Source organism: Actinospica durhamensis (assembly GCF_018139695.1).
Lineage (GTDB): Bacteria > Actinomycetota > Actinomycetes > Streptomycetales > Catenulisporaceae > Actinospica > Actinospica durhamensis.
Genome location: NZ_JAGSOG010000004.1, coordinates 63,387 through 83,268 on the forward strand (window position 1 = coordinate 63,387; position 19,882 = coordinate 83,268).

At 69.0% G+C, this 19,882-nt stretch carries 15 protein-coding genes; 8 read left to right on the forward strand and 7 right to left on the reverse strand.

Features of this window, described 5'->3' with window-relative positions; translation table 11 throughout:
* Window positions 1-275 precede the first annotated feature (275 nt).
* From KDL01_RS01725 to KDL01_RS01735, 3 genes are all read left to right on the forward strand, one after another.
* The gene (locus KDL01_RS01725) at window positions 276-1,499 is read left to right on the forward strand and encodes a methyltransferase domain-containing protein (RefSeq protein WP_212526496.1); all 1,224 of its coding nucleotides are present in this window, start codon (window positions 276-278) and stop codon (window positions 1,497-1,499) included.
* A gap of 320 nt (window positions 1,500-1,819) precedes the next feature.
* A complete protein-coding gene (locus tag KDL01_RS01730) occupies window positions 1,820-3,400 on the forward strand; it encodes an MFS transporter (protein ID WP_246575813.1) in 1,581 nt (526 codons plus the stop codon).
* Between the two features lie 173 nt (window positions 3,401-3,573).
* Window positions 3,574-4,962 (forward strand): FAD-dependent oxidoreductase, encoded by a 1,389-nt coding sequence (locus KDL01_RS01735; RefSeq protein ID WP_212526498.1) that lies wholly within the window; start codon window positions 3,574-3,576, stop codon window positions 4,960-4,962.
* A 791-nt stretch (window positions 4,963-5,753) separates the two neighbouring features.
* On the opposite strand, the gene KDL01_RS01740 is transcribed toward KDL01_RS01735, so the two are convergent.
* The 7 genes from KDL01_RS01740 to KDL01_RS01770 all read right to left on the reverse strand — a co-directional run bounded on the left by KDL01_RS01740 (window position 5,754) and on the right by KDL01_RS01770 (window position 12,924).
* On the reverse strand, window positions 5,754-6,794 hold the full coding sequence (locus tag KDL01_RS01740) for an NAD(P)-dependent alcohol dehydrogenase (RefSeq protein ID WP_212526499.1): 1,041 nt from the start codon (window positions 6,792-6,794) through the stop codon (window positions 5,754-5,756).
* A gap of 469 nt (window positions 6,795-7,263) precedes the next feature.
* A complete protein-coding gene (locus KDL01_RS01745; protein WP_212526500.1) occupies window positions 7,264-8,067 on the reverse strand; it encodes a hypothetical protein in 804 nt (267 codons plus the stop codon).
* 23 nt (window positions 8,068-8,090) lie between these two features.
* Window positions 8,091-9,311 carry a cytochrome P450 family protein gene (locus KDL01_RS01750; protein WP_212526501.1) on the reverse strand — a complete coding sequence of 407 codons (1,221 nt, stop codon included), beginning with the start codon at window positions 9,309-9,311 and terminating at the stop codon, window positions 8,091-8,093.
* 262 nt (window positions 9,312-9,573) lie between these two features.
* On the reverse strand, window positions 9,574-10,248 hold the full coding sequence (locus KDL01_RS01755) for an aspartate/glutamate racemase family protein (protein WP_212526502.1): 675 nt from the start codon (window positions 10,246-10,248) through the stop codon (window positions 9,574-9,576).
* 41 nt (window positions 10,249-10,289) lie between these two features.
* On the reverse strand, window positions 10,290-10,724 hold the full coding sequence (locus KDL01_RS01760; RefSeq protein WP_212526503.1) for an SgcJ/EcaC family oxidoreductase: 435 nt from the start codon (window positions 10,722-10,724) through the stop codon (window positions 10,290-10,292).
* Window positions 10,725-10,734: 10 nt separating this feature from the next.
* Window positions 10,735-11,904 carry an acyl-CoA dehydrogenase family protein gene (locus tag KDL01_RS01765; RefSeq protein ID WP_212526504.1) on the reverse strand — a complete coding sequence of 390 codons (1,170 nt, stop codon included), beginning with the start codon at window positions 11,902-11,904 and terminating at the stop codon, window positions 10,735-10,737.
* A gap of 471 nt (window positions 11,905-12,375) precedes the next feature.
* Window positions 12,376-12,924 (reverse strand): dihydrofolate reductase family protein, encoded by a 549-nt coding sequence (locus KDL01_RS01770; RefSeq protein ID WP_212526505.1) that lies wholly within the window; start codon window positions 12,922-12,924, stop codon window positions 12,376-12,378.
* 431 nt (window positions 12,925-13,355) lie between these two features.
* Here KDL01_RS01770 and KDL01_RS01775 point away from each other — a divergent pair, with 431 nt between their 5' ends.
* The 5 genes from KDL01_RS01775 (at window position 13,356) to KDL01_RS01795 (ending at window position 19,863) form a co-directional block, all read left to right on the forward strand.
* Window positions 13,356-13,640: a hypothetical protein gene (locus KDL01_RS01775; protein WP_212526506.1), complete on the forward strand. Its 285-nt coding sequence runs from the start codon at window positions 13,356-13,358 to the stop codon at window positions 13,638-13,640.
* Window positions 13,641-13,774: 134 nt separating this feature from the next.
* A complete protein-coding gene (locus KDL01_RS01780; RefSeq protein ID WP_212526507.1) occupies window positions 13,775-14,761 on the forward strand; it encodes a DUF1702 family protein in 987 nt (328 codons plus the stop codon).
* A 48-nt stretch (window positions 14,762-14,809) separates the two neighbouring features.
* Window positions 14,810-15,784 (forward strand): DUF1702 family protein, encoded by a 975-nt coding sequence (locus tag KDL01_RS01785; protein ID WP_212526508.1) that lies wholly within the window; start codon window positions 14,810-14,812, stop codon window positions 15,782-15,784.
* A 3-nt stretch (window positions 15,785-15,787) separates the two neighbouring features.
* Entirely contained in the window at window positions 15,788-17,173 is a 1,386-nt protein-coding gene (locus KDL01_RS01790; protein ID WP_212526509.1) for a cytochrome P450, read from the forward strand.
* A 236-nt stretch (window positions 17,174-17,409) separates the two neighbouring features.
* Complete coding sequence (locus KDL01_RS01795; protein WP_212526510.1) at window positions 17,410-19,863, forward strand: discoidin domain-containing protein; 2,454 nt, start codon at window positions 17,410-17,412, stop codon at window positions 19,861-19,863.
* The last annotated feature ends 19 nt before the right edge of the window (window positions 19,864-19,882 follow it).

Sequence of the window (19,882 nt, forward strand, 5' to 3'; positions counted from 1 at the left end):
CGCCACCTTCTTCCTGGCATCGTCACAGTTGATGGGGCGGCGCCGCATCTCCTGGGTTGCCTGACGGAAAAGCGATCGCATCCCCGTCCGGACACGGCAATCCACGAGATGTCGCGCCGGCCCGAACGACGGATAATTCGACTGCGGAGCGGAGGCAATTGTTCGGCTGTGATGACGAGGCGAAACGAAACAACGTCAAGAAGGTGTTGCATTGTTACCCGCCCTCGAACGGCGGCCCCTGCAGTAGTGACGCCCAGGTTAGGCGGGAATTTCTCATGTATATCAATTGTCGGGTATGTGGCGGCAACGTCCAGGAGTTCGTCGACCTGGGACGTCAAACCATGGCCAACGGCTTCCTGCGGCCAGAAGATGTCGAGCGCGAGTACTTCTTCCGGCTCGCGGTGGGCATGTGCGAGTTGTGCACCATGGTTCAATTGCTCGAGGAAGTCCCCCAGCACCTCCGATACCACGACGCGTACCGGTATCACGCGTCCGGCTCGGAAAGCCACCGGAAGCACTTCGCGCAGAACGCGCGCCGCTTCATGGAGTCCGAGCTGACCGGCCCGGATCCCTTCATCGTGGAGATCGGGTGCAACGACGGCGTGATGCTTTCGACCATCGCGCAGGCCGGGGTCCGACACCTCGGTGTGGAACCCGCCGGCAACGTGGCTGAGTTGGCCAAGGCCAAGGGCGTCCAGGTGCTGAGCGAGTTCTTCGATCTGGCGACCGCAACGGAGATCCGCGCCGAGCACGGCCGTGCCGATGTCATCTTCGGCGCCAACACCATATGCCACATCGCCGACATCGAGTCGCTGCTGCTCGGCGTGGACGTACTGCTGGGGCCCGACGGAGTGTTCGTGTTCGAGGAACCCTATCTCGGCACCATCGTCGGGCGGACGGCCTTCGACCAGATCTACGACGAGCACATCTTCTACTTCACCGTCAGGTCGGTACAGGCCATGGCGGATCGCTTCGGACTCGAGCTCGTCGACGTCGAGCGGATACCGCTGCACGGCGGCGAGATCCGCTACACGCTGGCCCGCCCTTCCAAGCGCACGCCGACACCGGCGGTGGGTGACCTGCTCGCGGCCGAGCGTACCCGGGGGCTGGCCGAACCCGAGACCTTCGAACGCTTCGGGCATGACGTCGAGCGCGTCCGCGGCGATCTCGTCACGCTGCTGCGAGAGATTCGCGCCGAGGGCAGGCGAGTCGTCGGCTACGGTGCACCCGGAAAGTGCACGACGGTGACGAACTACTGCGAGATCGGGCCGGATCTGGTTCCCTTCATCTGCGATTCGACCCCGTCCAAGCAAGGGCATCTGGTCTCGGGTTCGCATATCCCGGTGCGACCGCCGGAAGCCTTCGCGCACGACTACCCGGACTTCGCCCTGCTTTTCGCCTGGAACCATGCCGAAGAAATCATGACGAAAGAGAAGGCGTTTCGTGATGCCGGCGGTAAATGGATTCTCTACGTACCGGATGTCCACATCATCGGATGAGCGCGGGCGAACAGGAGGCCGCCGTCCGCGACCAGCCCGCTCGCCGTCCCAGCCGGCGCGGTCCTGACCGGTGTGACCGCACCTCCGCCGCCATCCATCCGGCACCGCACTCTCGGAGATGCGGCACTGAACGACCCGTACAACGATTCGTGGGGACACAAACTCATCCACGGCTGTGGGGCGCCTCCTGATCGGGATCCGACGCCTCGTCAGCCGTATTGGTCGGCCACCTGAACGGCGATGAGCTTCGCGCCGGATGCCGCCTCACGAGAGGCCACCCGATACGAGCGGCTCCCGACGAGAGGATCGAGAACTTGACTATGGACAAGGTCGCGCCGAGGGCCGGTCGGCGAGAGTGGCTCGGGCTGGCCGTGCTGATTCTGCCCACGATGCTCACGATGATCGATATCAATGTACTGTTTCTGGCGCTGCCCCGCCTGAGCGCGGACCTCAATGCCACTGCCATCCAGCAATTGTGGATCACGGACAGCTACGGGTTCGTGAGTGCGGGGTTCCTGGTCACGATGGGTACCCTCGGTGACAAGATCGGCCGCCGAAGAGTGTTGATGAGCGGTGCGGCGGCGTTCGGTCTCGTTTCGGTGCTGGCCGCCTATTCGAGCAGCCCCGAGTTGCTCATCGCCGCCCGCCTGCTGCTCGGCGCGGCCGGGGCGACGGTCATGCCCTCGACCCTGGGACTCATGCGGAGCATGTTCAAGGACCCCAAGCAGATGGGCACGGCCATCTCCGTGTGGGCGTCCGCGATCATCGCCGGCGTCGCGCTCGGCCCGGTGGTCGGCGGGGTGATGCTGGCGTACTTCTGGTGGGGTTCGGTATTCCTCATCGCAGTACCGGTGATGGGGCTTCTGTTGGTGGCCGGGCCGTTTCTGCTGCCCGAAGCCCGGGACCCGGACGCGGGTCGGCTGGACCTGTTCAGCGTGTTCCTGGCGCTGGTCACGGTTCTGCCGGCTGTCTACGGCCTCAAGGAACTGGCCAGGGACGGCTGGGGCCTGGTGCCCGCCGCCTTCATCGTGGTCGGCGTGGTGTTCGGCAGGGTCTTCGTGGTTCGACAGCGTAAGCTGGCAAGTCCGCTTCTCGACCTGCGCCTGCTGCGCATCCCCATCCTGAGCAGTGCGTTGTTGGTCGGGCTGCTGTTCGCGGTCATCCAGGGCGGCAGCGGCTTCATGGTCACTCAGCACCTGCAGCTGGTCGAGGGACTTCAACCGCTGCAGGCGGGGCTGTGGCTGCTGCCGCCGACCGCCCTGTTGATCAGCGGCATCTATCTGAGCCCACTGCTCGCGCGCCGGATTCGCGCGGAGTACCTCCTCGTGGGCGGCACGCTGCTCGCCGCGGCAGGCCAGTTCGTGATCACTCAGGTCAGCGCCACGTCCGGGCTGGCGGTCCTGCTGATCGGGTTCGGCATCGTCTACCTCGGCATCAGTCCGATGGGCGTGCTCGTGGCCCAGTTCACCATGGGATCGTGCCCACCGGAGATGGCTTCGTCGGCGGCGTCGCTGTCGGCGACCGGTAGCGAGCTCGGCGCCGCACTGGGCATCGCCGCCCTGGGCTCAGTCGGCTCATTCGTCTATCGCAGCGACTTCCATGTCCCCGCCGGGGTCCCGTCCGCGGCGGCGGACGCCGCCAAGGAGAGCATGGCCGGAGCCGCGGCCGTGGCCCCGAATCTGCCCCCTCAGGTGGCCGCCAACCTGTTGGACTCCGCTCGCGATTCCTTCAATTCCGGCCTCCACGTGGTCGCCGTCGTCGCTGCCGTCCTGTTCGTCGGGCTCGCCGGCCTCGTGGCGGTCACGTTTCGGCAGGTACGTCCCTCGAGTGCGGATCCGGCGGAACAGGCCGAGGAAGTCGGAGCGGACGAACCTGAGATGGAAAGCCAACCTGCCGACTGACAAGTCGCAATCGAGAAGGCGTGAACATGCAATTGCGAGGACGACGATATCCGCGCCGTGTGAATGAGACCTGATGTGGAGGCTGATATGTTTCGTGATGCTGTTCGGGAAGCGTTCGTCCGTGCCGTCGCCGAGCGGTCGTGGGCGCCGAGGGTGAACGCCGAGGTGGGTCGATGAACGGCCGCCTCGGAGGCCGGGCCGTGGTGCTCGGCGGAAGCATGGCCGGCGTGCTCGCCGCCCGGGTGCTCACCGAGTTCTACGACGAGGTGCTCGTCGTCGAGCGCGACGAGGTGCTCGGAGTCAGCTCTCCGCGGAAGGGCGCACCCCACACCGTGCACGCCCACGGCCTGCACGCCCGCGGCCACCTGATTCTGGAGGAGTTGTTCCCCGGCCTGACGGACGAGCTGGGCGCGGCCGGCGTGCCGATCGGCGATCTCGGCGAGATGCGTTGGTACTTCGACGCCAGGCGGCTGCAGCCGGCGCACACGGGACTGATCTCGATCACTGCTCCGCGGCCGGTCCTCGAACACCATGTTAGGTCGAGGGTGGCGGCCCTGCCGAACGTCAAGTTCCTGGAACGGCACGACATCCTCGGGCTTGTCGGCACGCCCGACCGTGCCCGGGTCGTGGGTGTGCGGGTGCAGCAGCGGGCGGAGGATGCCACGGCGGAGGTGCTCGAGGCCGATCTGGTCGTCGACGCCACCGGCCGCGGGTCTCGAACTCCCGCTTGGCTGGAGGAGTTCGGCTACAAGCGCCCCGAAGAGGAACGGATAAAGATCGGTCTCGCCTACACGACTCGGCACTACCGGACGCGTCCGGAGTGGTTCGACGGCGTCCAGTCGATCAATCCGGTCGCTTCACCCGAGTATCCGCGCGGTGCCTTCTTCGGGCAGGTCGGCCCGGACACGTGCATCGTGTCCCTGACGGGCATCCTCGGTGACTTCCCGCCGACCGAGCCCGAAGCGTTCCTCGAGTTCGCCAAGTCGCTGCCGGTACCGGACGTGTACGAGGCCATTCGAGACGGCGAGGCGCTCGACGAGCCTGTCTCGTTCCGTTTCCCGGCCAGTGTTCGGCGTCGCTATGAACGGCTGACCCGGCTGCCGGAGCGTCTGCTGGTCCTGGGCGACGCGGTGTGCAGCTTCAACCCGGTCTACGGCCAGGGCATGAGCGTCGCCGCCATCGAGTCACTGACGCTGCGTGACCACCTGCGGCAGGGCATGGCGCCGCAGCCGCAACGGTTCTTCGCGGACATCGCCCGCGTCATCGACACGCCGTGGGAAATCTCCGCGGGTGGCGATCTCGACTTCCCCGAGGTGGAGGGACGACGGACGATCAAGGTCCGCGTCGGCAACGGCTACATGGCGCGGCTGCGCTACGCCGCGACCAAGGACGAAGAGGTCACCAAGGGATTCATGCGGGTCGCCGGGCTCATCGACCCGCCCCAGTCGCTCATGCGCCCGGGAATGCTGCGGCGGGTCCTGCGACACGCCGTCCGCCGCCCCTCGGCAGGGCCGGTTGTGGTCGGCCAGGCAGAACCCGGTCAAGTGATCGACCACCGGTAGCCCCGACCACGGACAGGCCGCCCACCTCCCGGCGATGACCCGTCGCGGCGATAGCCACAGTACTGGTGGGAAGAAGGGGAGAACCGCGAAGCGCGGTTCTCCCCTTCTTGGTCTGTCCGCTGGGGATTTCGTTCCGGCCACCGGGGGTCCGGGGGAGTCGTGGGCGAACGTTTGCGCGATGCCGCCCGGCGGGGGACGCGGCCCGGTGCCGGCCGCCGGCGCTGGGGCGCTGGGGCGTACTCCGAGCGCGCGAAGGCGTGTACATGGGGTAGGAGGCAGGCACCACGTCGAAGACCACCAGCCGTGAGGCGCAGTCGGAGCGGGAGAACGAAGAGCTCAAAACCGCCTCCTCGGCGAGGCCGCGGCCGAGCTGGGGGTGGGGGAGAAGAGCGCCGAGGACCTGGCCCCTCCCGCGGACCCCGAGGCGAAACGCCAGGACGCAGTGATGCCGGCCCGAGGTTCGCAACGCTCATCGGCATCCCGCGGCGCACCTCTGTGCCAGAAGCTTGACGCGGGACATCGTCGGCGATCAACACCGCGTCCGGATGGGCGAGTTGCTCGAGCACGAAAGCCCGTCCGTTTTCACGGACGGGCTTCGGCGTCCCACGCCGCCTCGCCGAGGAGTCGTCGCATCCGCCGCGGGCTGTGGTGGCCGGCAGGCTCGGCCGGCCACCACAGTTCTTCCGCTCCACCGGCGACTGTTGTCGTATCCGCCGTGCTCAATGATCAGGAGGCTGCCGCCCTCGCGCATCCGCGCGGCTCACACTGCGGCGCCGATCGGAACTGCCGTATCAGGAGAGGGTGGCGGTGTCGATGACGAAGCGGTAGCGGACGTCGGAGGCCAGGACGCGGTCGTAGGCGGTGTTGATGGCGTCGGGGGTGATGACCTCGATGTCGGCGGTGATGCCGTGGGCGGCGCAGAAGTCGAGCATCTCCTGGGTTTCGGCGATGCCGCCGAACAGGGAGCCGGCGAGGGTTTTGCGGCCCATGATGAGAGCGAAAGCGGGCAATGCGAGGGGCTCGGGGGGAATGCCCACGGTGACAAGGGTGCCGCCGGGCGTCAGCAGGGACAGCAGGGCGGCGAGATCGTGGGGTGCGCTGAGGGTGCTGATCATGAGGTCGAACTGGCCGCCGAGGCCGGCCAGGGCGTCGGGGTCGCCGGTCGCGTGGTAGTCGGTGGCGCCGAGGCGTATGCCGTCCTCCCGCTTTTTCAGGGTTTGGGACAGCACGGTGACCTCGGCGCCCATCGCGACGGCGAGCTTGACGCCGATGTGGCCGAGGCCGCCCAGTCCGATCACGGCGACCTTCTTGCCCGGGCCGGCGCCGTAGCGGCGCAGCGGGGAGTACATCGTGATGCCGGCGCACAGCAGCGGTGCGGCCCCCGCCGGGTCGAGGCCTTCGGGGATGCGGAGCACGAAGTGCTGGTCCACCACGATCCTTCCGGCGTAGCCGCCCTGCGTGGTGGTGCCGTCGGTGTCGGGGTCGCCGTAGGTGCCGACCCTGGCCGCGCAGTCCTGCTCCTGCCCCGACCGGCAGCTCGCGCAGTCCCCACAGGACCCGACCATGCAGCCGACCCCGACCCGGTCTCCGGGTGAGAACCGGGTCGCCTGCGCTCCGACCGCGACGACGGTCCCGATGATCTCGTGGCCGGGCACCAGCGGGTAAGACCGCGGCCCCCACTCCCCGCGTACGATGTGAATGTCGGTATGGCAGATCCCGCAGTAGGCCACGTCGATCAGCACGTCGTGCGGACCAACGTCGCGTCGGGCGACCGACGTGATCCCGAGCGGGGCTCCCTCGGCCGGTGCGGCAACAGCATCAGTGGTGAACAAGGGTCAGCACTCTCCTCACGAGCTCGGAAACCATCGCACCATCGAGTCAATCACCCAGCCCCCGCACCCGCGTATCTCACGTTGCCCAACCTCGCAGGCCGCCCTTCGGTACGGCTGGGATACCGGGCGGCTCGGAACGATGACCGTGGCCGAGTGCGGCCGTGGTCGCGAGCCCAGACGACCCAGACCAATGGGGAATCGATCATCTGGACGGGACACGGCGGCCGCTGTCGATCAGGGCCTCAGCCCACCCACGAGAACGTCATAAGGGCCCTCATCGCGACCGCCGCGAACGACTCCCAGGCACAAAGACGATGATGTGATGGGATGGCCTGTCCCAGGGCGCCGTCGTCGGTGACGATCAGGGTCGACTCCTCGCAGGGACACGTGATGTCTGACCCGCACCGCCGGACGCTACTTCGCATTGACGCTGCTCACCAGGTTGTCCACTACTTCCGTGACCACCGATTCAGTAGCTGCTGATTTGGTCGAGTACCGCCGTGGCCAGCTCTGGTGTCACGGCATCAGGCCGTTCCGCGGGGGGTGGTGGTGTGATCCGGCACCGCTCCGGAGCAGCCCCGGGCAACACGAAGCCCGGTTCGTCGGTCAGCACTGACACCGCGACCGCAGCGGAGGGCGCTTTCGCCGGCTGGTCGTTGCGGCAGGCCAGAAGGAAGGCGAGCCACGTCCGGTAAGACACCCGCAGCTCGGAGAATGCCAGGGGGACGGCACCGAGTCCGAGCCGTGTCGCCAACCCGGTCAGGTCCTCAGTCATGTGCCGCTCTATCTCCGCGATACAGGACCACGGATCGCCATCCAGGTCAGGGTGCGGCCGGCTGCCCGCGCCCAGCTTTCCCTGGAACTCGACGAGTCGCTCGGTGACGTGTGCGTCGCCCGGCCAGGTCGGTTGCACCAGAATGGTGGTGATTTCCCGGTCGCTGCTCAGGAGACTGGCGATCCGCAGGGACAAACCCGCGGCGCTGCAGTGGCTCACGACGAACGCCCGCTGCTCCGTTGCCGCCGAAGACTCGCCTGCGCGAAAGATGGCCGCTGCCTCCTCGGCCAGGTCCGGCAGGGCGGCGTAGAGCCGGTCACCGGACAGCGCACCGCGCGGATCCACCTGGTAGACCGGGTGACCGGTGGCGGCGTCGCTGATCAGCCTGCTGAGCCGCGGCGCCGGGGTGAGCGGCTGGAAGTCGGCAACGAGGATAGCCGCTCCGTCCCCGGCGCTGAGCTGGCTGCACAGTGGTCTGGTACCCACCACGGCCTGCATCGAAGTTTCCTTCCCTCGGACCCTCAGCCCTGCAGCACCATCGGGACTTCTTCGTACCCGTTGAAGATGTACGTCGCGGCGGGCTTCAGCTCGGCGGCCGGAACGGCCAGCCTGAGGTGGGGAAACCGCTCGAACAGTGCCGGCAGCGCGACCATCGCCTCCATGTTGGCCAGCGCCGGGCCGAGGCAGCGGTGCCGGCCGTAACCGAAGCTCAGGCTGCCCTTGTCCGCGCGGGTGATGTCGAACTCGTCGGCGGTGTCGCCGTACCTCGCGGGGTCACGGCCGGCCCCCGCGTAGTTGATGAGCACCAGGTCACCCTTGGCGATGGTCACCCCGGCGATCTCGATATCGTCGATCGCGCAGCGGAACGGCATCGAGCCGACGGCGCCGTCCTTGCGGACCTCCTCTTCCCACGCCGCCTCCCAGCTCGCGTTCCCGGCGAGGACCGCGGTGAGCTGGTCGGGGTGCGTGAGCAGGTCGACGACCGTGTGGCACAGGACGTTGGCCGTGGTTTCCGTGCCACCGCCGATGAGCAGGTGCACCGAGCCGAGGACCTCTTCGTCGGTCAGGGGCGCCTCGTCGTCTTCCGTCGCCCTGAGGATGACGGTGGTGAGGTCGTCGCCCGGCTCGCGGCGCTTGGTCTCGACCAGTTGGCCGAGCGCCTGGTGCGTCTGGTGGAGGTTGGCCTCGGCCTCCTCGGCCGTGTTCGTCGTCTTGGCGTTCACGCGGGCGCCCTGCAGCATGGTCACCTGGTCCTCCTCCCGGATGCCCAGCAGGTCGCAGACGAGGATGGTCGAGAGCGGGTAGAAGTACTGCCCCTTGATGTCCACCACCTCGCCGGCGGGCACCTTCTCCAGGTCGTCGAGGAGCCGGCGCACGATGCCCTCGATGATCGGCCGGGTCGCTGCCACCCTTCGGCCGGTGAAGGCCTGCGCGACGAGCTTGCGCAGGCGGTCGTGTTCCGCGCCGTCCCTGGTCTGCATGTTGTCCATGACAAGCCAGGAGTAGAGCTCCCAGTCCTGCGACACCCGGCCCTGCAGGAACTCGGGCCAGTTGTCCTTGGTGTTCTTCGCTATCCGGGAGTCGACGAGCAGTTGCTTCGCCTCGTCGTAACCGGTCACGGACCAGGCGGTGTATCCGCCGAGCAGTTCCACCCGAGTGACAGGGCCGCGGGCGCGCAGGTTCCTGTTCTCCCCGTGCAGGTCACTGCCGGTGCGGTCCAGTACGTAAGGGCACTTGTCCATTTCCTACTCCACATTGCCGACGGTACCGGAAAGGTTGAGCTTGATTCCGTGCCATGGGCCGACCCGAACGGTTCGACCGGCAGGAAGCCCCTTCATCATCCGTGCAGTCCGGGCCGGCGACGTCTTGAATGCTGCTCGAAATCGCCCGGCCGCCCGGCGCATCAGATCGCCCTGGCGACGTCGCGGGCCCCGACCGGGTCCCGGGCCGCTTCGCGCTCAACGCTCGGGACCGGGACCGGGATCGGGACCGCATGGGACCGGCTCAACCAGGGATCTGCGACCCGGTGACGGCCAGCGTCGCCAGCTCTACGAGCCGGGTGCCGACGTCGATGACGGGCAGGTCGCAGGCCGCGGTGATCAGCGGCAGGATGGTGGTGAAGTGCGTGCAGGCGAGGACGACGGCGTCCAGGTCGAGGCGCTGCGCCAAGCGCAGCGTCGTCGGCAGGTGCGAGTGGGTGAAGGCCGCTTCCGGGTCACCGGTCTCGATCCCGCTAACCAGGGCAGGATCCGACAACCCGACCATCCGATGGCCGGGGCTGACCTGCCAGGTGGTCCGTTCGACACCGACGAGGGCTTGCGCGTTCCCGGTGATCACCAATGACGAGCGCAACTCCGGAAACACCTCCCGGTAGACGGCGATGGGCGAGATCACCGGCAGCGCCGCCTTGTCGTGGTCCACCACGGCGGACATCGAATTGCAGAACAGCATCGCCAGCTCGGTCCCCCGAGCGTGCAGGCCGTGGAGGCGAGCGTGGAACGCCGCAGCCAGCCCGCGGGGATCCTGGTACTGCATCGAGTCCTGCTCGTGCGGCGTATTCGCCATGCCATACGGAACCGCCGCCAGTCCCTTGGCCCGCAGCAACTCGGCGCCGAGGCCGGCGTCGAAAGGCGTGCCGGCGATCACCGCCACCGCGGGCGTCTCACCGTCCAACATCATCGCGTCTCCGTCTCCGTCACCGCAGGCGTCCTGGTCCGGGGTCAGTGGGTGCCGGGCTTCGGCAGCTGCTGCTTGGCCGGGGTGTTCTGGTAGGAGGCCAGGTGCCAGGATCCGTCCCGCTTCACGACGGTCCAGGAGGCCTTGATCGACTGGGAGTCCGCGACCTCGGTCTCGCCGGGGGCGAGGACGCCGCCCTGGGTGATGAGAACGCCGGAGTCCGGGGTGAAGAAGCGGATCTCCAGCGGCCGCCCGGTGACCTGTGTGCCCTTGTAGTTGCCCGCGAACGACTCCGCCAGGAATGCGCGGATCTCGTCGCGGCCCTTCTTGTAGACGCCGGGCAGGATCATGGTGCCGTCTTCGGTGAAGACGCCGGCGAACGAGTCTGCGTCACCGTAGGCCCAGGCGGCGATGACCTTCTGGGTCAGTGCCGCGATCGCGGCCTGATCGGCGGCGGTGCCGGTTTCGGTCGTGGTCATGACGGTCCCCTTAGATGTAGAGCGTGTTGGGCTCGAGGCCGCAGAGCACACGGCCGTACAGTTCGGCATTGGTGTTCGGGTGCATCAACGCATGGAGGTTGATCGCGGCGACGTCGCGGGCGATCCGCTGGATCGGAATGCCCTGATAGATCGAGGAGCCGCCGGAGGCCGTGGCCAGGATGTCGATGGACTCCTTGGCCAGGCGGACCACCGCGCCGAGGTCGGCCCGTGCGATCGCGCGCTCTTCCAGCTTCCACGAGCCGCCCTCGACGGTCTTCGTGTCGACCAGAGTGGAGAGCCGGTGCGCGTGGAACGCGGCTTCGTCGATCTTCAGCGCAGACTCGGCCACCTGGTAGTGCGTGATCGGGGCCTCGCGCTGCGATGCGTAAGCGGTGTAAGTGATCTTGCGGTCCGGCAGCCGCTTGAGGAAGCTGTCCTGAGCCGCCTTGGCCAAGCCCAGCAGCGTGCCGACAGACGAGGCCGAGGCGACCGGCAGCAGCGGCGCCCGGTAGATCGAGCCGGCCGCACCGCCCTGCCCCTCCAGCACCGCGGGCAGCGGGAGCACGCGTTCGGCCGGGATGAAGACGTCCTGGGCCACCGTCGAGACGCTGCCGGTCCCGCGCAGGCCCGCAGTGTCCCAGTCGTCCACGATCAGCAGATCCGACAGCGGAACCAGCGCCATGATCGGGTACGGCTCGCCCTCGGCCGGGACGAGGATCGCGATGATCTCCTGCCACTGCGCGTGCAGCGCCCCGCTGATGAAGCCCCACTTGCCGTTCACCACGACGCCGCCGTCGACCGGCGCGGCCATCGCGGACGGGCTGAGCGTGCCGCACACTCGCACGTCCGGGGTCGCGAACACCTCGTCCTGCACGGTTTCCGGGAACTGGCAGGCCATCCAGGTGGGGATCCAGTACACCGAAGCCACCCAGGAGGTCGAGCCGTCGGCGCAGCCGAGCTCGGTGGCGACGTCGACGAGCGTGCGGGTGTCGGCTTCGAAACCACCGTAACGCTTCGGGCGGCGCAGCTTGAAGACGCCGGCCTCGGCCAGCGCCTCGATGGACTCGTCGTGAACCCGCCGGTTCTGCTCGGACCAGTTCGCGTGCTTCTTCAGTACGGGAGCCAGTCCGGCCACGTTGCGGACCAGTTCCTCCCGCGTCGGAACATCGGTGCTCGACACCTTGACCTCCTACGTAGTCGACGGCACCCAGCTTCGCAGCGGGACAAGGGAGACGCGTCTTCCCACTTGCCGGTGACTCACGTCGCAGCACACTCGGTGGCGCGGCGCGCAGAAGGGTCCGCGCAACTGTCGCAGGTGGTTGTCGATGCCGTGGGCCGGCCCGCGGCGTGTACTCAGCCCGAGGCGCGGCGCCTGGCCGCCGATCCGGCCGGCGGCGAGGTCGACGATCCGGTCACCCGGGAGATCCCGGGCCTGCCGGATCGTCGACTCGACACCGTCGTGACGAACGTCAACGGCGCGGTGTCCGCGAAACCCCGGTCGTCCGGCGCCCGGTGGGTGACGACGAAGACGTGCTCGCCCGCGGCCGGCACACCGCCCCGGCCGTGGGTCTGGCCGACGGGGAACCGACCTCCACGGAGCCGTCCACCGACACGACGGCGCCCTTGATCGTCCTTCCCGTCACGCCGCTGCCTAGGCCGTTCGCGGCCGGTATCGGAGCGTGACCACCCCGGACTTGTACGGCGTGGCCGACACCAGCTCGAGCCGCAGCGGCCCGAAGCCGTCGAAGAACCGCGGGCCGGCGGGCCACAGGCTCGGGTGCACGCCGAACCAGTACTCGTCAATCAGGCCGCGCTGCGCCAGCGCCTGCGCGAACTCCCCACATCCGGAGACCCACAGCGTGCTGTTCTCCTTGATCTTCGCCACGCTCTCGGTGAGGTCGCCCTCGATCAGCGTCGCGTTCCACTCCAACGGGCCGGACAGGGTCCGCGATCCGACGTATTTCGGCATGGCGTTGATCCGGGCCGCGAAGGTCTCCATCCCCGGGACGTCAACGAGTTTCGGCCATACGGCCGCCAGGCCCTCATAGGTCTTGCGTCCGAGCAGCATCGCGTCGGCGATCGTCAGCTGATCGAGGCTCGCATCGCGGCTGTCGCCGTCGAGCTCCAACCAATCCTCCGGGGTCGGCGCCTCGTAGGCGCCGTTGACGGTGACCGCGCTGTGCAGAATGACTTTTCCCATGCAGCGCATATTACTAAGCGAGTTGCCGTATGTCTCGTCGGTGATCGCCAGGTTGTCAGGGTGATGCTAAAGGCGGGGTGGCGGCGGCCATTCGGGTTCGTGTGCGGTGTCGGAAGAAGGCGTGGGCATCCGCGATCCGGCCGACGCGAGCGACGGCCGGGCGCCCGGACCGCATTGATATGCCCATGCTGATTCTTGCTTTCGAGTTCTGACCAGGTGCGCGCGCCACCCGCCCCGTCTTCGGGTGCTGTGCTGCGGCGATTGTCCGATCTGCCGATCGCCGGGACATCTCCGAAATTGCCCGGCCGGGATAACGCGGATTCCCCGCACACGTCCGGCAATCAGGGAGAGGTGAACACGCGTGCCGCGCATCTACGTTGAGTGACACAGCCGCACAAAACGCGGAGGACACCGTGTCAGATTCGACCGCAGTGCAGGACCCGATCGTCATCGAAGTACGGCTCGCGGGCAGCCCGAGGATTCCCGGTACGGACGAGCATGCGCTGCCGGGTTTCGGTGACGCGCGCGTGGCGGCGGGGGAATCGTTCGCTCGCGCCCGCCCGCGCAATCGGGTGGAGATCAGGATGGTCGATTTCCGGGCCCTGCCGGAGGAGGTCGGCGCGGCGAACGAGCAGGGCCAGAGGCTGCTCGACCGCCCCAACGCCGCCGCCCCGGCCTGCCCGCCGGTGAATCCGGACGTGCTCAGGGGCGGCTGAGAGCGACCCCGCGACGACGGTATGGCCGGCGAAGACAACTCGCCGGCCAGACCCGCGTCGTCTGTGCGCTCACCGGGAAAGAAACCCGTGCGTCGCAGGACTCGAAGATTACAACCTCAGGAAGGTGCCCCCGGATGCCCACTGCGCTCGGATCGCTCCGCAGACTCGTGCTCACCCCTTCGCTGGCATCGGTCAGCTTCGCCGGCCGCCGTTTCCCGATCACCGCCACGCCCGCCACCCGGCGGCTCGAGGCGATACCGCAGAGTGTGATCTGCGGATTCGAATGGGGCATCGACTCGCGCACGCTGTGGGAGGTGGAACGACGGCTGGAACTGGTCGAGCCGGAGATGCGCGGGTTCGCCTACGAGGGCGCGACGATGGCCTTCACCGTGCGCGACACCATGCGCGGACACCGCACCAGGGACCTGATGCTCGGGTCCGGGCAGCCGCACATCTTTTTGACCTACATCGGCATCGGCTTCGCGATGGCCCGGCTGCCGCGGCCGCTGTGGCGCAAGGTGCTGCCGGACCTCGGCGACGCGCCGTTCCACCCGACGATGAGCTGGCTGGCCGTCGACGGGTACGGATTCGACCGCGCCTACTTCGACACCAAGCGCTGGGTCGAGCGCCAGGCCCGGCCCAAGCCCTACCCCTGGGAGGGGCACCCGGGCTACTTCAACCGGGCCGTGGACCAGGGCATCGGCCGCGCGCTGTGGTTCATCCACGGCGGCCGCCCGAGCGCGGTGGCCGACGCCGTGGACCGCTTCGCCGCCGACCGGCGCCCGGACCTGTGGGCCGGCGTCGGGCTCGCCTGCTGCTTCGCCGGCGGAGCCGGGGCCGACGAACTGGCCGCCCTGCGCGAGCGCGCGGACGAGCACCGGCACGAGCTCGCGCTCGGCGCCGTGTTCGCGGCGAAGGGCCGCGACTGGTCCGGGTTCGTGCCCGGACACACCGAGGTCGCGGTCAAGGCACTGACCGGGCTGAGCGTGTTCGAGGCGGTCGAGATCGCCGACGCGACCGAGGTCGAACGGGTCGGCACCGGGCCCGAGCCGCAGTACGAGCTCTGGCGCGAGCGGATCCGGGCGCGGCTGCGCGCGCGGGACGGCGCCGCGGCCCGCTGACCGGCGGACCGCACTCCATCAAGACACCCTCCGACGACGGGAGAAGAAATGGCCAGCATCATGGGAGCACTGCGACGCCGCGTCCTGACACCGGACATGGCCGAGACCAGGCTCTCCACCCGGGGCTTCTACGAGAAGAACCCGGCCGCCCGCGACCTGCTCGAAACGGTCGGCATGTCCTTCCTGACCGGGTACGGCTTCGCGGCCGAGGCGGCCGGTCCCACCGACGCCGAGTCCGGGCTCGAACAGGTGCCCTACGAGTTCCGCGGCTTCGCCTACGAGGGCGCGGCCATGGCCTGCGCCGTACGCGACGGCCTGCCGTTCGGCCACGCCCACCGCGTGGAGCGCTTCCTGACCGGCCAGGCCGCGCGCCACGTCTACATGGTCTACGTCGGGGTCGGCTGGGCGATGGCACGGGTGCCGCGGTTCCGGTGGTCCTCCATGTACACCGCCGACCCGCTGCTGCGCTGGCTGGTGCTGGACGGGTACGGCTTCCACCAGGCCTACTTCCGCACCGCCAAGTACGTGCACGAGCAGTATCAGGAGCCGAACTTCCCCTGGCCGGGCAAGGGCTGGTCCTGGTACGCCGACCGGGTCATCGACCAGGGCATCGGCCGGGCGACCTGGTTCGTGGCCGGCACCGACGCGGCGCGGGTGGCCGACATCTTCGAGGAGTTCCCGGAGAGCCGCCGGGCCGACCTGTACGCCGGCGCCGGGCTCGCCGCCACCTACGCGGGCGGCGCCGGCGAGCAGGAGCTGGCCGAGTTCCTGCAGCGCGCCGACAAGCACCGCCGCTGGGTCGCCCAGGGCAGCGCGTTCGCCGCGTCCGCGCGGGTCGAGGCGGGGCTGGTCACGCCGCACACCGAGCTCGCCACCCGGGTGCTGTGCGACGGGATGACGCCCGAGGAGGCCTCGATCGTGTGCGCCGAGTCCCTGCCCGACCCCTGCGTGGACGGCGCGGTGCCCGCGTACGAGGTGTGGCGCACGCGCATCGCCGAACGGTTCGCCCAGGCCGGGGACTGACGGATGACCGTGACGAACGCTCCGACGGCGCGCGCCGCCGGCCGGGGCCCGCGCAAGGCCCCGCCGGGCCCGCCGCGCACCCGCACCGTCAAGCTGCTGCGTCAGCTGATGGGCGATCGGCTGGCGCTGATGCAGGAGGCCGCCGACGAGTACGGCGACGAGGTGCGCCTGGCGGTGGGGCCCAAGACGCTCTACTTCTTCAACCACCCGGACTACGCCAAGTACGTACTCACCGACAACAGCGAGAACTACCACAAGGGCATCGGCCTGCACCAGGCCAAACGCGCGCTCGGCGACGGCCTGCTGACCAGCGAGGGCGACCAGTGGCGCAAGCAGCGCAGGGTGATCCAGCCGGTCTTCCAGGCCAAGCGGATCGCCCGGCAGGCCGACGTCGTGGCCGACGAGGCCGCGACGATGGTGGCGCGGCTGCGCACCAAGGCCGGCACCGGGCCGGTGAACATCACCGGCGAGATGACCTCGCTGACCCTCGGCGTGCTCGGGCGCACCCTGCTGGACGAGGACCTCGGCGGCCACGGCGGCATCGGCCACGCGTTCGAGGCGGTCCAGGACCAGGCCATGTTCGAGATGCTCAGCCTCGGCGCGGTCCCCACCTGGCTGCCGCTGCCGCGCCAGCTGCGCTTCCGCAAGGCCCGCGCCCACCTCGAGGAGGTCGTGCGTGAGCTCACCGTCGCGCGCGAGCGGCGGCCCACCGTGGACGGCGAGGACGTGCTGTCCCGGCTGATCGAGTCCGTGCGCGAAGAACGCGATCCCCGGGTCGGCGAGCAGCGGATGCGCGACGAGCTCATCACCCTGCTGCTGGCCGGCCACGAGACCACGGCGAGCACGCTCAGCTGGGCCTTCCACCTCGTCGGCGGCGACCCCGAGGTGCGCGAGCGCCTGCACGAGGAGGCCGTGCGCGTCCTGGGCGACCGCCTCCCGGTCTACGAGGACCTGAATCAGCTCACGTACACGTCCATGGTGGTGGAGGAGTCGATCCGGCTCTACCCGCCGGTGTGGATGCTCTCCCGGATCGCCCAGGGCCCGGACGAGATCGGCGGCTACCGCATCCCGTCGGGTGCGGACGTCGTCATCTGCCCGTACACGATGCACCGCCACCCCGAGTTCTGGGACGCGCCGGAGAAGTTCGACCCGGAGCGCTTCCGCCCCGACCGCCCGACCGACCGCCCCCGCTACGCCTACATCCCGTTCGGGGCCGGCCCGCGCTTCTGCGTGGGCAACAACCTCGGCATGATGGAGGCCGCGTTCGTACTCGCCATGGTCATGCGCGAGCTGCGCCTGGAGCCCGTGCCCGACCGCCCGGTCGTGCCCGAGGCCATGCTCTCGCTGCGTGTCCGCGGCGGCCTGCACATGAACGTCGAGCGCGCCTAGCAGCCCGCGAGACACCTTCGATCATCAGCGTTCTGGCCCGGCCGCCCACGCGGCCGGGCCAGAACGCTGTCCCATTCGCACACCGCGTGACCGTCCTGTTCCGGAACCGTCGCTCCGGTCTTGACATGACTGTAACCGCGCCGTAAACAGTTCCCTGATTGGAGAGCGCTCTCCCACCTCCGCGCCGGACCCACCCCGCGCCCGCGCGCGCACCGCGCCGAAAGGGACACCGCACCATGCCAGAGAACACTCCACACGCCGCCCCGGCGGCGGGATCCACCGCGCCCGAACCCGCATCCCGGCCGCACCGCGCCCCGCGCCGGCGTTCCCTGCTGGCCACCGCAGCCCTGATCGCGAGCAGCCTGACCGGCTCCGTCGCCGCCGCGGTGATCGCCGCGCCGGCCGCGCACGCCGACACCGCCCCGCCCGCGCCGTCGGGCTGGAACACGGTGTTCTCCGACAACTTCGCCGGAGCCGCCGGGTCCGCGCCGTCCGCGAACAACTGGTTCTACGACATCGGCACCGGGTACGGCACCGGCGAGGTCGAACAGACCACGAACTCGACCAACAACGTCTACCTCGACGGCAACGGGCACCTGGTGCTCAAGGCCACCGAGAACGGCACCGCCTGGACCTCCGCCCGGATCGAGAGCACCCGCGACGACTTCCAGGCCCCGGCCGGCGGCCAGTTGGAGATGACCGCGTCGATCGAGCAGCCCGATCCCGCCAACGGGCTCGGCTACTGGCCCGCGTTCTGGGCCCTGGGCTCGCCCATGCGGGCCGGCGGCGGCTGGCCGACCTCCGGCGAGATCGACATGATGGAGGACGTCAACGGCCTGAACGAGGCCTCGCAGACCCTGCACGACGCCTCCAACAGCCCCGGGCACGCGCTGATCTCCTGCCCGACCACCACCTCCACCTGCCAGACCGGCTACCACACCTACTCGGTCCTGGTGAACCGGGTGAACACCGGCGCCGAGTACCTCGAGTTCCTGATGGACGGCACGGTCGAGAGCACCATCACCGAGGCCTCGGTCGGCACCACGGCCTGGCAGGAGGCCATCGACCACGGCTTCTTCATCATCTTCGACCTGGCCATGGGCGGTAACTACCCGGACGGGATCTACGGCTCCACCACCCCGACCACGGCCACCAGCTCCGGCGCCTCGATGAGCGTGGGCTACGTCGCCGTGTACGAGCAGGGCGGCAACTCCACCCCGAGCGGCACCGCCACCGCCACCGGCCCGATCACCGGCAACGGCGGGCTGTGTGCGACCAACCAGAACTCGCTCAACACCGAGGGCAACCCGTTGTACGCGAGCACCTGCAACGGCAGCGCCGGTCAGCAGTGGTCGACGTACTCCGACGGCACCGTGCGGGTACAGGGCGGCTGCCTCGACGTGGTCAGCGCCGGCACCACCAGCGGCACCGACGTCGACTGGTATCCATGCAACGCCACCAACGCGCAGAACTGGACGGCGCAGTCCAACGGTGAGCTGGTCAACCCCAACTCCGGGCTCTGCTTGACCGAGCCGGGCGGGAACTCCGCCTCCCGGCTGGACATCGAGACCTGCACCGATGCCGCCGACCAGATCTGGAAGATGCCCTCCGGCAGCGGGACCACCACGAACACCGTGACGGTGGCCAGCCCCGGAAATCAGACCTCGACCGTCGGCACCGCGGCGAGCGTCCAGGTGACCGGATCTGACTCCGCCTCCGGGCAGACGCTGACCTACAGCGCCTCGGGCCTGCCGGCCGGGCTGTCGATCAACTCCTCGACCGGCCAGATCTCCGGCACACCGACCGCGGCGGGCACCTCCACCGTGGCGGTCACCGCCACCGACACCACCGGCGCCACCGGCTCGACCTCATTCACCTGGACGGTGAACGCGGCGGGTGGCAGCTGCGGCACCGACAACGTGGCCCTGGGCAAGACAGCCACCGCGTCCTCGCTGGAGAGCGCCGCGTACCCGGCTGCCGACGCGGTCGACGGGAGCACGACCACCCGCTGGTCCAGCGCCTTCAGCGACCCGCAGTGGCTGGAGGTGGACCTGGGTCAGACCACGTCGATCTGCCAGGTGGCACTGGACTGGGAGACGGCGTACGCCACCGCGTTCCAGATCCAGACCTCGAACGACGGCTCGACCTGGACCACGATCTACTCCACCACCGCCGGCACCGGCGGCAACCAGACCCTGAACGTCTCGGGCAGCGGCCGCTACATCCGGATGTACGGCACGGCCAGAGCCACCCAGTACGGCTACTCGCTCTGGGAGTTCCAGGTATACGCCGCCGGCACCGCGAACGCGCTGCTCTCGCAGGGTGATCCGACCACCGCCTCCTCGCTGGAGTCAGCCGCCTTCCCGGCGTCCAACGCCACCGACGGCAACACCGGCACCCGCTGGTCCAGCGCGTTCAGCGACCCGCAGTGGCTCGAGGTGGACCTCGGCGCCACCCACACCATCAGCCAGGTGGTGCTGGACTGGGAGGCGGCGTACGCCACCGCGTTCCAGATCCAGACCTCGAACGACGGCTCGACCTGGACCACGATCTACTCCACCACCGCCGGCACCGGCGGCAACCAGACCCTGAGCGTGTCCGGCAGCGGCCGCTACGTCCGCATGTACGGCACGGCCCGGGCCACCCAGTACGGCTACTCGCTCTGGGAGTTCCAGGTATACGGGAGCTGATCCGCCTCGCTCCAGACGG

Bases quoted from the DNA above. Each gene is read 5' to 3' on its own strand.
- KDL01_RS01725 (WP_212526496.1), top strand. From the start codon at position 276: ATGTATATCAATTGTCGGGTATGTGGCGGCAACGTCCAGGAGTTCGTC.
- KDL01_RS01730 (WP_246575813.1), top strand. From the start codon at position 1,820: ATGGACAAGGTCGCGCCGAGGGCCGGTCGGCGAGAGTGGCTCGGGCTG.
- KDL01_RS01735 (WP_212526498.1), top strand. From the start codon at position 3,574: ATGAACGGCCGCCTCGGAGGCCGGGCCGTGGTGCTCGGCGGAAGCATG.
- KDL01_RS01745 (WP_212526500.1), bottom strand. From the start codon at position 8,067: ATGCAGGCCGTGGTGGGTACCAGACCACTGTGCAGCCAGCTCAGCGCC.
- KDL01_RS01750 (WP_212526501.1), bottom strand. From the start codon at position 9,311: ATGGACAAGTGCCCTTACGTACTGGACCGCACCGGCAGTGACCTGCAC.
- KDL01_RS01755 (WP_212526502.1), bottom strand. From the start codon at position 10,248: ATGATGTTGGACGGTGAGACGCCCGCGGTGGCGGTGATCGCCGGCACG.
- KDL01_RS01760 (WP_212526503.1), bottom strand. From the start codon at position 10,724: ATGACCACGACCGAAACCGGCACCGCCGCCGATCAGGCCGCGATCGCG.
- KDL01_RS01770 (WP_212526505.1), bottom strand. From the start codon at position 12,924: ATGGGAAAAGTCATTCTGCACAGCGCGGTCACCGTCAACGGCGCCTAC.
- KDL01_RS01780 (WP_212526507.1), top strand. From the start codon at position 13,775: ATGCCCACTGCGCTCGGATCGCTCCGCAGACTCGTGCTCACCCCTTCG.
- KDL01_RS01785 (WP_212526508.1), top strand. From the start codon at position 14,810: ATGGCCAGCATCATGGGAGCACTGCGACGCCGCGTCCTGACACCGGAC.
- KDL01_RS01790 (WP_212526509.1), top strand. From the start codon at position 15,788: ATGACCGTGACGAACGCTCCGACGGCGCGCGCCGCCGGCCGGGGCCCG.
- KDL01_RS01795 (WP_212526510.1), top strand. From the start codon at position 17,410: ATGCCAGAGAACACTCCACACGCCGCCCCGGCGGCGGGATCCACCGCG.